Origin of the sequence: Litchfieldia alkalitelluris (assembly GCF_002019645.1) — a bacterium.
GTDB classification, from domain to species: Bacteria; Bacillota; Bacilli; order Bacillales; family Bacillaceae_L; genus Litchfieldia; species Litchfieldia alkalitelluris.
Window position 1 is genome coordinate 1,450,834 of the sequence record NZ_KV917374.1, and the last position, 12,758, is coordinate 1,463,591.

The window sequence follows — 12,758 nt, forward strand, 5'->3', positions numbered from 1 at the left end:
CAAAAAGATACCATGCCTCTTTTATCCTAAAAAACCGCAAATATAAAAAAACCAGCCCCCGATTGGAAGCTGGTTTGGTATGTTTTAGTCAGTAAGCCGCATTTGCCGTAACTCACATAAGAAAGTTTTAAACCACCACTCCTCAAAGTGGGTGTTTGCAATTGCAATCCTGTCGTCCTCAAGCAAATGGAGGCGTGACATTCCTGCAACAATGTAAAACTCCCTATAACAGCATAAAGGTTAAAACTTAATTATCATTACGAACAATGTAGCTTATGTATTTATAATACAGGAAAGAAACATGTATGACAAAGGTCAATTCCTTCCAGTGCTACCACTAATATCTGTTAGAAAAAGAACCAATTGCTCTCTGTAGTAAAATTGCAATTAAATTGACATATTTTTGTTAAACTACACTGTTAGAATACAAATAACATACGAATAGTATATTGAAGAATTCTGTCGTAAGCTCTTCATAAACAAACTTTAGGGGGAAGAGTATGAGTAAAGAAGAAATACTTATAGAAAAAAAGTATTATACTAGGTATTTAACAAAAGAGAGTAATATAGAGCCTATTACGGTTTTAGGAGAATTGTATTTTGCTGAGCATCAGAATGAATTTTGTGACCTTTCATATATTCGATTTGCTCAAGGAGAGCTTTATTTTCAACATAAAGATTATGAAACTGCGATTTTTAAATGGGAAAACATTGAAAATGAATTAAGCTTTTGGGCAAAGAAAAATATGGCGGATGCCTATGTTGAATTAGATTTGCTACCAAATGCGGAAGAACTTTATTTATCTATATCTGCCGAAAATCAAGTTCTAGCAACAGAAGTGGCCCTGAAATTATTTTCTCTTTATTGGACTCAAGGTAAAGTTGATTCTGCAAAAGACTTAATCAAAGAAATAGTATCACTCAATCCAGATTACAAAGGGGTAACAGATTTAGCTCGGTCGTTTTTTGAGGAGCAAAAGAATTGGGAACATGCCATCGAGCTTGCGGTGAATGAAGCAATTCGAACGGAAGAACTTTGTTGGTTTGATACAATTCTATCCTATATTAAAAAGGGAATAACAGCTGAAATCGTTCCTTCCTACTTTACGGATTACCTACTTAAACTTCATCAACTAGATCTGAATCGTTTTGAAGATCATTTACATGAAAAATGGAATTCGTATAAAGATGGTCAATATTGTTTAAATTGGATTGAAGAAGTAGAAAGTCTGTTGAATTCGTTAGAACTAGATAAATTCCACCCATGGAAAAAGGTAACAAATATGTATCAGGAAATTTATTTGGATTTAACAGCTGGAACGTTCCTACTGCACGATATTGAGGACCTTCTTTCAGGAGTGTTGGTAAATTGGTTTCATCTATCAAATCCAACAAAGAAGACATTTCCTGCAGCTGCAATTGTTGCTTGGAGCGAAATACGGCCTAGCTTTTTCTCTACGGAAGTAATTGAACATGCGAAGGTTTCTTATCATGCCACTAATGTTTCTAGCGAATCTCTCACCTTTGTTACAGAACTCTATCATTCAATTCAAAGATGGGCGGACAAACAGAGTCTTACTATTGATCTCCGCTTTAGACATTTAGCAAATAATATTTTAGATTTAACAACTAAAAACCTTATGGTTGTTGGTACTAGTGAACGTGGGAAAATTAGTATAAGAGATTACATACTTGGCGAACAAGTGTTAGAAGGACCTTCTTCATGTATGATGTCCTTTGGTTATGGTGATAAAGAAGAGCTAGTCGAAATATCAATGAAAGAAAAAAGAGAAGTAGCCAATCTGCCAAAATATCACTTTTTATCAAGGGAACATCAAGAAAAAAATGATCATGCCTTATTAAACATTAAACTGCCAGTAAAAAGCCTAAAAGAACATCACTTAACACTATTAGATGCTCCGTGTAATTGTGATGAATTCCTTAGTTATGTCAATTATGTAGATAAACTTTTATTTGTATTAAATATTCATTCCCCATTTACAGATAAAGAAAAAGACCTTCTTCTAAAGATAAAGAAAAAATCACCAGAGTTACCAGTCGTATTTATTCTGACTGAAATAGAAGAGGGTTACAGTGAACAAGAAATTCAAAGAGTGTTAAAGGTGACAAAAGCTAAGATTAATAGTTATGACCCTAGTGCATCAATCATTGCTTTCAAATCTTCTGATACGTCAATGTTCAATGATTTAGTGAATCTTGGAATCGTTTATAACGATTTGCTCAGAGTTCGTTCAGAGAAAATCATAAAAAGTACTAAGGATACTTTAAAGGCAATGGTGAAAACAAGACATCAGTTGGAGAAGTATTTAAATGAGAATATCTCTTTTAACAAAGAAATGACGTCTAAATTGAATGGTGCAATTCATCAATTGCAGGATGTGGAAAAGGAAAAAATTCAAAAAATAACTGCGAACTATGGTGAGATTAAAACTAAAATCGCTGAAGAAATAAAAAGCAATCTTCCTTTGCAATTAAAAAAAGTTAGTGAGTTAGTAAATGAAGAAAGTGATCTTAAGGAGCTTCATAGTAATCTTAATAAAGAAATGAATAAGAAGATAGAGAAGTTTCTAAGGTCAATAATAGAGCCGCTGTTTTTAGTATCTATTCAAGAATGGATTACGGAAGCAAATGATCACTTTAATGAAAGTAGGTTAAATTTAGAGGATCTGTGTGAAAGCTTAAATCGTTTATATGGTGAGGAAAAAATAAAGTTGAATTGTGATTTCAAAGTTTTAGATGATTGGAAACGGGATGCAGATCGATTATCAAACAGAATACAAATTGGTGAAGTAGATATCTTTCTTCGATTTTCACCTTCACAGCTTTTATTTAAAAGCGCTGGAAAACTATTAGGGGCTATCCCACAAAAAACAGTACTGCTTAATAAATATAAACAATTTATTGAGAACAAAAGCTATGATGATGTAATTGCCAAAGTAACAACTCAGTTTTTATCCCAATTTGAATTTTTTGAAAAAGCGATAGAACGTGATATCACCATGTTCTTTAAAGAACCGTTACAGACATTAAAAGCAATTGTAGAAGAAACCATCATCGAGACAGATGAGAAGAGAGAACTATTACATTTGATGAATAGTAATCCTGAGGTGTTTCGTGATGCTTTAGCGCTATTTGAGGTGAGAATTCGTCAATACGAATTAATGACAGGGAGAAGAGAAATAGAGTTATTAGAATCATGATCAACATAGTACCACTACTGTGGCGTACGCCTAAAGGCTTATGACCTAAAGTCGAAAACGCTTAAAGGCTAGGAGTTGGGCACAAACCTAATTCGAATTAAACACTTCTTATCCTGTAAAAAAAGGCAATCCAAGTAACTTTATGGATTGCCTTTTTCCTATTTAACTAATCCAAGGCTTTTAAGCCCATTAAAGATACCAGAGTCTTCAACAGAAGTTGTTTGGTGTTTTGCATAGGTATGTAATTGCGGATGTGCATTCCCCATTGAAAAACCTTCACCAACTACTGATAACATTTCTTTGTCATTCATTCCGTCTCCAAAGGCAATAGAAGCTTTCGGGTCAATGTTTAGTTGGTTTAAAACCATTTTAACAGCTTGGCCTTTGTTTGCAGTATCACGAATAACGTCATAACAATGATGAAAGCCTTCTAGATTAACTTGTGAAAGATGAATCCCCTCTTCATTATATAATGCTTGTTCATCAGCATTTACATTTACAACTGTCATCCCCAGAATTTTGTCTATAACAGCTGGAGTATACTCCTCATTATGTTTTAAGTGGAATTTTGTTATGAATTCTTTAATTCTTTCGGACTCAAGTGAAGACATCACATTTTTTTTGTTCGTATACATCACTAGTTCATGGCCATATTGTTTTGCTGTTTGAAGATATTTCTCAACAGTAGTTGAGTCGATTGGTTTGTTATAAATTTCCTTGTGATTACGAATCGCATATGCCCCATTATAACCAATAAATGCGTCAACATTTAATGTCTTCCCAATATCCCATATTTCATGAAGAGGTCTACCTGTAGCAAGGAATACCTCAATTCCTTTTGCTTGTACTTGCTTAACGGCTTCCTTTGTTGACTCCTGAATTGAGTCATCCGAAGTTAAAATCGTACCATCAATATCTAAAAATAGTATGGAGTAGTTAGTCATATCATTCTCCTTGGGTTTTGTAGTTTATATAGGGGGATTTTACCATAAAGAGAAACATGAAGAAAACAAAAGAAGTAGAAAATAAAAAGATGTGTAACCAGATAAACGAAAAGTTTGTTTAAGGTTACACATCATGAGTAGGTACTAAATTTATTAATCTTATCATTAGGCAATATTTCCGTAGGCAACACCCAAGAATTTCACCTTGATTGTTTGGTTTGGGTTTGTTGTTTCAAGTTCTTTTTTAATGATCTTTGCTTTTTTCATTGCTTCAAACATTCCGTTTGAATTGAATCTCAATTCCTTGATTGTTTTTTTATCTGTTTCGAATATAAAGTGGAACTGTTTCATTTTTTCATTACCTCCAGGTATCGTTATTTAAGAGATATTTAAAGTATATCATCAAACTGTATTATTTTGTATTAAACAACTGTTACAATTTTATTAAGAAAGTATAAAGGTATGTGCAAGATAGAAACATTATGGTCAAAATGTTAATCATACATACCTACCTAGATGAAAATATTATGTTCCTAGAATAAAAGATTTATAGAGGGCGAGTGTTAAGAGTTTGTAAATGTGGTGTAAATTAAAAGCGTACGCTAAATGATATGTTGAATAGAATGTTCGTTTTTCTTACAAATGGTGAAGCGCTTCCAAATAATGTTAGAACTTTGATTATAAAGGGTATTTCTTGATTTTAAATGTAAATTTGTCACATTTTGTCGAATGGAAAATATGGCGTAATTTCCGAAAAAACGATATAGTTTTAATAGAAGTGGACAAAATTAGACAAATTTTAGAAGCTTTCAAGAATTATAAAGAAAATGTGAATCTATCAATCAATGTTTTCTGGTGAAAGAGTTCCTTTATTACCATTACACTTGGGCGAATAAATTGACATTTTTTTTATGAAATCAAAAAGTCGGAAGGTGGATTTTAATTGAAGGTGAAATTTAAAGCACTGAAGCGTAAGGTAGTTAATAGTGCAATTGCTACGTCAATGTTAGTAGGGACAATCTTTGCACCGATTCTTCCAACAGTTGCTTCTGCGGCAGAAGAGACGAATCCAACAGTAGAGCTACGTATTTTGGGAACAACGGATATTCACACAAATATCTTAAACTATGATTACTTCCAAGATAAAGAAACACAGTCTTTTGGACTTTCAAAAGCAGCTACTTTAATTAAACAACAAAGAACAACAGCTACAAACAGTTTACTTTTCGACAATGGTGATTTAATCCAAGGTAATCCACTTGGAGATTATATTGCTAGAGAAACTGGTTTAGAAGAAGGACAAGTTCATCCAGCAATTAAAGCTCTAAATTTATTAGATTACGATGCTATGACTGTTGGAAATCATGAATTCAACTTCGGATTAGATTTCCTAAATGAGGCAATAGCTGGTGCAGAGTTCCCAGTTGTTAACGCTAACGTCTATAAGTTAGATGGAACTCCTTATTTTAAACAATATGAAATTCTTGAAAGACAAGTAACTGACACAAATGGTAACACTCATACAATCCAAGTTGGGGTTACAGGTTTTGTACCTCCACAAATCCTTAACTGGGATTATGGACATTTAAATGGAAAAGTTACTGTAAAAGATATCATTGAATCTGCAAATGAAGTTGTACCAGAAATGAAAGCAGAAGGAGCAGATATTGTCGTTGTTCTTGCTCACTCTGGAATTGATGATAGTGAATACGTTAAAGGTATGGAGGATGCTGCATATCATTTAACGCTTGTTGAGGATGTAGACGCAGTATTAACTGGTCACTCACATTCTAATTTCCCAGCCCTACCAACAGATGATAAAGATGATTATGCTTATCCAGATGGTAATGGCTTTGATAATGCAACTGGGACTATTAATGGCGTACCAGTGACAATGCCAGGTTCTTGGGGAGATCATATTGGACAGATTGACTTAACTCTAGAAAATGTCAATGATGATTGGGTTGTTGCTGATTCTCAAGGTGCTATCTTACCAACAGCAGCTTCTGAAAGTGATCCTGAGCTAGAAGCAGCGATAGCAACAGAGCATGCTGGAACTGTTGAGTATGTAAACGGACCTGTAGGGAAGACTACAGCTCCAATTAATAGCTATTTTGCATTAGTACAAGATGACCCATCAGTACAAATTGTTTCGAATGCACAACAATGGTATGTAGAAAAATGGATCGCGGGTGCTGGTTCAGAGTATGCGGACCTTCCAGTATTATCATCGGCTGCACCATTTAAAGCAGGTGGACGCGGTGGTACAGATGCATCTTACTTTACTGATATTCCTGCTGGAACAATTGCAATCAAAAATGTTGCAGACCTTTACTTATACCCTAATACAGTTTATGCATTAAAAATCAATGGATCTGAATTAAAAGAGTGGATCGAATGGTCTGCTGGTCAATTTAACCAAATTGATGCAACTAGCAAAGAAGAGCAAGCTCTGATTAATTATAGTTTCAGATCATACAACTTCGATATTATTGATGGAGTAACATACGAAATTGATGTTACACAACCAGCTAAATATGATAATGATCAAAATGTAATTAATCCAACTGCAAGTCGTGTTATGAATCTTGAATACAATGGTGAACCTGTAACTGCTGACATGGAATTTATTGTTGCGACTAACAATTACCGTGCTGGAACAAACAAAATTGTAAATCCAGGTGGTAAGAACACTGTGTTCGTAGCTCCAGACGAAAACCGTCAAGCAATTATTGATTATATCGTTAGTAATACTGGTGAAATTAATCCAAGTGCTGATGGTAACTGGAAAATTGCTGATATTTATGGCGATGTGAATGTAACATTTAATTCAGCAGCTAAAGCACAGGAGTATTTAGAAGGTCAAACATTTATCAACCATGTTGAGACAAATGGAGATCTTGCAAAATATTCTCTTGACTTAAATACACTACCTGAAGACGCTTGGCATCTGCGTGTATTACACACAAACGATACACATGCGCACCTTGATGATGTTGCTCGCCGTGTAACATTAACTGAGCAACAACGTACACAAGTAGCAAACAGTATCTTAGTTGATGCGGGTGACGTATTCTCAGGTGATTTATATTTCACAAAGTGGTTAGGACAAGCTGACCTAGGATTTATGAATATGATGGGCTATGATGCAATGGTACCAGGAAACCACGAATTTGATAAAGGTCCTGATGCCTTAGCTGAATTTATTAAGAATGCAACATTCCCAATCGTAAGCTCAAATATTGATTATACAGCTGAGCCTGTATTAAATAGTTTATTAAAAGATGCAGCAACATTTGATGTAAATGCTGCGAAGACTACCGACAACGCTGGATTATACCCTTATATCGTAATTGATGTTAATGGTGAAAAAGTTGGGGTATTTGGTTTAACAACTGAAGATACGCCAGAAGCATCAAGTCCAGGAGAAAATATCGTATTTAATGATTCTGTAGAATCAGCAACTGAAACAGTTGAAGCTTTAACAACTTTAGAAAATGTCAACAAAATTATTGCGCTTTCTCACAGAGGTCATAATGTTGACCTTGAGCTAGCTGAAGCAGTAGAAGGCATTGACGTAATTGTTGGTGGTCACACTCATACAACTCTTGAAGATGAAGTAGTTGTTGCTAATGATGATACACCTACAATTGTTGTACAAGCTAATGATTATGGTGAATTATTAGGTTCTTTAGATGTAGTATTTAACACAGACGGTGTTGTACTTCCTGAATATACTGACGGTGAATTTTTAGTAGTAGAGAATGCACCAGAAAATGCTGAAGCAAAAGCGATCCTTGATGGATATAAAGCTGAGCTTGAAGTATTAAAAACTACTGTAGTTGGATATTCTCAAGTAGTTTTAGATGGTGAACGTGTAAATGTTCGTGCTAAAGAAACTAATTTAGGTAACTTAATTACAGATGGTATGCTAGCAAAAGCGCAAGAAACAAAAGGTGCAGATTTTGCAATCACTAATGGTGGTGGAATCCGTGCTTCTATCGACTCAGGCGATATTACGTTAGGTGAAGTTCTAACAACTATGCCATTTGGAAATACACTTGCTGTCCTTGATGTAACTGGTGCTCAAGTAATTGAAGCTTTAGAAAATGGTGTTTCTGGAGCAGAACTTGAAGACCTACCAGGTAAATTCCCGCAAGTATCAGGTTTGAAGTTTGGTTTTGATAAAACTCAACCTGTTGGTGAGAGAATTGTTACTGTCGAAGTATTAGGTGAAGACGGAGAGTATACTCCAATTGAACTTGATAAGACTTACCGTGTTGCAACCAATGCTTTCGTAGCAGCTGGTGGAGATGGATATGATGTATTCAAGGAAGCTACTTACATGGAAGACCTTGGTATTGTTGACTATGAAGTATTCGTTGAACATATTGCAAACCTTGGTGGAGAAGTAAATCCACAAGTTGAAGGTAGAATCCTTGAAGTATCTAAGGATGATGTAGATCCAGTAGATCCGGTAGACCCAGTTGATCCAGTTGATCCAGTTGATCCAACTGAACCTACTGAACCAGGCGATGAAACAGAACAACCAGGTACTGAAACACCAGGTAACTCTGATGATTCTAAGGATAAAGATGGTAAAAAGCTTCCTAATACTGCAACTCAAACTTATAACTATATCTTATTAGGTGTAATGTTACTTGCAGTAGGACTAGTTACAATTTATATCCAACGTAAGAGAAGAGTAGCTTAATAGCGACTAAACAAGACCCCACATAGATTTCTATGTGGGGTTTTTGCATACTGCAAAATTATAAAGTGTTAAAGGAAGATGATGTAGAGTTATGTAAAATAATGTATAATATTGGTATGGAATATTTATTTGAGGCTAGGGGTAACTTATGAAATGTGATCAATGTGGAAGTTTTGATAGCATGGCTAATCATATGTATGTTGATAAAAATCACCTATTGTTAACAGAAAATGAACTAATTGCATTCGGTATTGTTCATCATCGACATACCAAAAATCCGAGCTTTAGCAAAGTTATTTTATGTGGGATTTGTTATGAGACAATAGATTCCAAGAAGAATAGAGTGTTAAAAATAAAAAAATCTAACTCTGCCGTTATTAGAGGAGACAAACGGAAAAGAAGAGATAAAACGACTTTTTATATATGTTATTTTTGCCAATCGGAGAATGAACCTTTAAGGAGTACATGCAGAAAGTGTGAAAAGAATCTATTCAGTACAGATTATGAGACTAAACAAGTTAGTTCCAGTAACTGTTTATATTGTAAAACTAGCCTAATTAAAAGGCTTTTAAAATATCTCACTCAATAAATTTAGTATTGTATTCAGCTATAGTATTAAATATCTATATTATCATAAAAAAAGCACAATTCTGTGCTTTTTTATTATGATTATCAAGGAGACACCTTATGTAAAATTAAATTCCTTGGTTATTTTAGCTAATGAAGTTGATAAAGTTGTTAGCTTTAAGCCAATTTGATGAGTGTTATCCATTTTGTCAATTTGGTCATGACTTGTTAATAACATTTGCTCTGTACTTGCTAGTGTTTCCTGAGATACTGATGTAAAGGTTATTGTTGCTTCTTCTAAATGTGGTAACACCTGTTTTAGGTCCTTCAGATCTCCTTCCATTGCTTTTAAATTGCTAGTTACCTTTATTATCTCTTCCATAAGACTATCAAAGGAAGTTTTTGAGTGATTAGCAGTGATTAGGTTTGATTGTATCTTTTCTAACATTTCCTTAAACTCAGTTGTAGCTACTGAAGTCATTTGCTCCATATTTCCTATGGATCTTGTAATCTCTGAAGTAGCAGCGGTAGACTGTTCTGCTAACTTTCTAACTTCATTCGCAACAACAGCGAATCCTTTACCAGCTTCGCCTGCTCTTGCTGCTTCGATGGTAGCATTTAGTGCTAATAGTTTAGTTTGTTCTTCCACTTTTTGAATCAACCCGACTAGCTTAGTAATTGAAGAAGATTGGTCTCGCACCATCTGAATCGTTTTGTTCATGTGTTCAAAGTCATTTTTGAATGTAAGTATTGTCTTTATTAAATTTGATATATTTTTCTCCCCATTAAGAGCAGAATGATACATACCCTCTGAACTAATAAAAACCACATTCATATTTTCTAATAATTGTTCATTAACCTGCTTTAAGGCATGAAATTGCTGAACATGACTATCTGAGCTACTCGCAGTTTGTTCTGCCCCTTCTTTTACGGTATTTATGACATTGACTAGCTCTTGACTATGTAATAAAGCATCTCGTGATGAAACGGTTAACTGATCCCCTGTTTCTTCTAATTCAAAAGTGGTTTCAGATAGCTCATTTAAAATTGTGGTCATTTGCCCCATCATCGTATGGAAGCTTTTATTTAAAGAGATAAATTCTGGAATGGTGGTATTAAGTTCAGTATTTTGATTCATGTTTCCGTTCCTAACTTGCTTCATTCTATTTTGTAATTGAAGCAGAGGCTTTGTTAATCTTTGGACGAATAAAATAATGGCAATGGTTGCGAAAATAATACTTAATAATATGATGAAAAGAGTAGATCTGGCCATTTGCTGGATTTCGTTTAAATATGATTCAGTAGGAACAACAAGTACATAGTGACCACCAATTTCACTGATTTTCTTAGCTAATATCGTGTAATCTTTATTGGCAATTACGTGATGGAACACTTTTTTCTCTTCATTTATAATTTTGGTCACTAATGTATGTTCTAAAGTAATAGATGAATTTATACTCGTTTGAAAGGGTGTAACCTTATGATCAACAATGTAAAACATATCAGAAAGAAATCCATCTTCTTTCAGTTGCTTTTGTTGTTCCCGTATACTTATTTCAAGTTGTTGCTTAAAGTAATCTTCATCACTTACATACATAAACTTCAAATTACTAGAAATGTTGGAGATGATATCAGCTTCCCTACTTAGTCTATTTTCTGTAGTATTAATAGTAGCAATTTTAGCTTGATAATAGGAGCTTGCACCAACTGAAACAATTGAAATGACTAGTAATAAAATAAATAGAAAAAGTAACCTGTTTTTTAGACTAAAACGTTTTAGTAAGTTTTCTAAGCTTTTCTGTTTTTTGTTATGTACTTGGTCCATACTTTGCCTCCGTTTACATTATTCGTATTTATACGACAAATTTTACCATTGGTATATTAAGCTAGTGTAAACTGGTTGTAAATTTTAAAAAGAATAGACCCCACCAACAAAAAACCCCTCTGTAAAAGTAATTATACTTTTACAAAGGGGTTTTTAAATTACTTTATAGCAGCTTCTACATTAATGACTCCACTTCCATAATAGAAAGAATCACCCAGATAGGTCGCAGTATTTCGTAATCTTTCGCGCACTTGTACATTAGTTAATGAAGGGTGCTTTGCTAGAATAAGAGCAGCAGCCCCTGCTACATGTGGTGATGCCATCGAAGTTCCGTTATAGGAATCATACCCATTCCCAGGAACCGAGCTTAAGATGTTTACTCCAGGAGCCATCACTTCTAACTCACTTCCAACACTTGAAAATGATGCACGATTGTTACTACTATCAACAGCACCAACCGCAATAACAGAACTGTATTTAGCTGGATATCCAATGGTGTTTCGCTTTCCTCTAGAGCCACTATTCCCTGCAGCTGCAACAACGACAACACCACTATTATATGCATTATCAACAGCTTGCTCAAGAGCAGTAGAGCCTTGAGATCCACCTAAACTCATATTTATAACATCCATACCGTTTTCTACAGCCCACTCAATACCTTGAGCAATTCCAGCATATGTACCAGATCCATCAGCACCTAATACTTTTACTGCATAAAGAGATGCGCTTGGAGCTACCCCTAACACACCAAGTGTATTATTAAGACCAGCAACGGTTCCAGCAACATGGGTACCATGCCCGTTTCCATCAGTTAGAGCATCTGGTTCACCTGAAACGAAACTTGCACCTCCAGCCACATTTAGATCTTCGTGAGTAGCATCAATTCCTGTATCCAGAATTGCTACTTTTACGCCAGAACCTGTAACACCAGTTGATTGAACAGTATCTGCTTTAATATGAGGAATTCCCCATGGAACAGTCTGACCAATTGCATAGGCTATTTGATTTTCTTCCACAAATGCTACATTAGGTGTTTTAGAAAGAGCATAGGCAGCACTTTCTGGAAGGGTAACATGAGCAACATTCATGAATTTATATTCATGCTTTACGCTTCCGCCAAGTGACTTAATTTTAGATTTTTGAGTTTGAGTGATTTTGCTGGAAAAGCCAATTAGGTAGTCTTTTTTAATCGAATTTCCTTTTGCTTCTGTTGAGGTGTTAAAGAAGAACATTGAAAAAACAAGCACAAAACTTAGCAAAATACTACTTACTAATTTCATTTTCTTCAAGATTTATTACCTCCATTTAGTGTTTTTGATAATCAAACGGCTGGTAGACTACTAGATAGAGATTAGGAAAAACAACTCGACAATTACGGGGATTAGTTTTGAATGTTTGATTATATTGCGTATTGTAGCATCTTACTGGGTTGATTCATATTGGGAAAATAACCGTAAAATTCATTGGATTAATGCTATAATGAACCA

The 12,758-nt window shown here is 34.6% G+C and carries 6 protein-coding genes and 1 other RNA gene; 2 read left to right on the plus strand and 5 right to left on the minus strand.

What is annotated here, in order from left to right:
- Positions 1–89 precede the first annotated feature (89 nt).
- Positions 90–278, minus strand: a non-coding RNA gene (ssrS, locus tag BK579_RS06745) — 6S RNA.
- 222 nt (positions 279–500) lie between these two features.
- On the opposite strand from ssrS, the gene BK579_RS06750 reads away from it, so the two are divergent.
- Positions 501–3,221 (plus strand): tetratricopeptide repeat protein, encoded by a 2,721-nt coding sequence (locus BK579_RS06750; RefSeq protein WP_078544464.1) that lies wholly within the window; start codon positions 501–503, stop codon positions 3,219–3,221.
- Between the two features lie 158 nt (positions 3,222–3,379).
- On the opposite strand, the gene BK579_RS06755 is transcribed toward BK579_RS06750, so the two are convergent.
- Both BK579_RS06755 and BK579_RS06760 read right to left on the minus strand, forming a co-directional pair.
- Positions 3,380–4,165 carry an HAD family hydrolase gene (locus BK579_RS06755; RefSeq protein WP_078544465.1) on the minus strand — a complete coding sequence of 262 codons (786 nt, stop codon included), beginning with the start codon at positions 4,163–4,165 and terminating at the stop codon, positions 3,380–3,382.
- Positions 4,166–4,330: 165 nt separating this feature from the next.
- The gene (locus tag BK579_RS06760; RefSeq protein ID WP_078544466.1) at positions 4,331–4,516 is read right to left on the minus strand and encodes a hypothetical protein; all 186 of its coding nucleotides are present in this window, start codon (positions 4,514–4,516) and stop codon (positions 4,331–4,333) included.
- A gap of 598 nt (positions 4,517–5,114) precedes the next feature.
- Here BK579_RS06760 and BK579_RS06765 point away from each other — a divergent pair.
- Positions 5,115–8,879 (plus strand): bifunctional 2',3'-cyclic-nucleotide 2'-phosphodiesterase/3'-nucleotidase, encoded by a 3,765-nt coding sequence (locus BK579_RS06765; RefSeq protein ID WP_268876552.1) that lies wholly within the window; start codon positions 5,115–5,117, stop codon positions 8,877–8,879.
- A 685-nt stretch (positions 8,880–9,564) separates the two neighbouring features.
- On the opposite strand, the gene BK579_RS06775 is transcribed toward BK579_RS06765, so the two are convergent.
- Positions 9,565–11,271 (minus strand): methyl-accepting chemotaxis protein, encoded by a 1,707-nt coding sequence (locus BK579_RS06775; RefSeq protein ID WP_078544468.1) that lies wholly within the window; start codon positions 11,269–11,271, stop codon positions 9,565–9,567.
- Between the two features lie 158 nt (positions 11,272–11,429).
- The gene (locus BK579_RS06780; protein ID WP_078544469.1) at positions 11,430–12,560 is read right to left on the minus strand and encodes a S8 family peptidase; all 1,131 of its coding nucleotides are present in this window, start codon (positions 12,558–12,560) and stop codon (positions 11,430–11,432) included.
- Positions 12,561–12,758 lie beyond the last annotated feature (198 nt).

Excerpts from the sequence above, each read along its gene's own strand:
- BK579_RS06750 (WP_078544464.1), top strand. The coding sequence starts at position 501 with ATGAGTAAAGAAGAAATACTTATAGAAAAAAAGTATTATACTAGGTAT.
- BK579_RS06755 (WP_078544465.1), bottom strand. The coding sequence starts at position 4,165 with ATGACTAACTACTCCATACTATTTTTAGATATTGATGGTACGATTTTA.
- BK579_RS06760 (WP_078544466.1), bottom strand. The coding sequence starts at position 4,516 with ATGAAACAGTTCCACTTTATATTCGAAACAGATAAAAAAACAATCAAG.
- BK579_RS06775 (WP_078544468.1), bottom strand. The coding sequence starts at position 11,271 with ATGGACCAAGTACATAACAAAAAACAGAAAAGCTTAGAAAACTTACTA.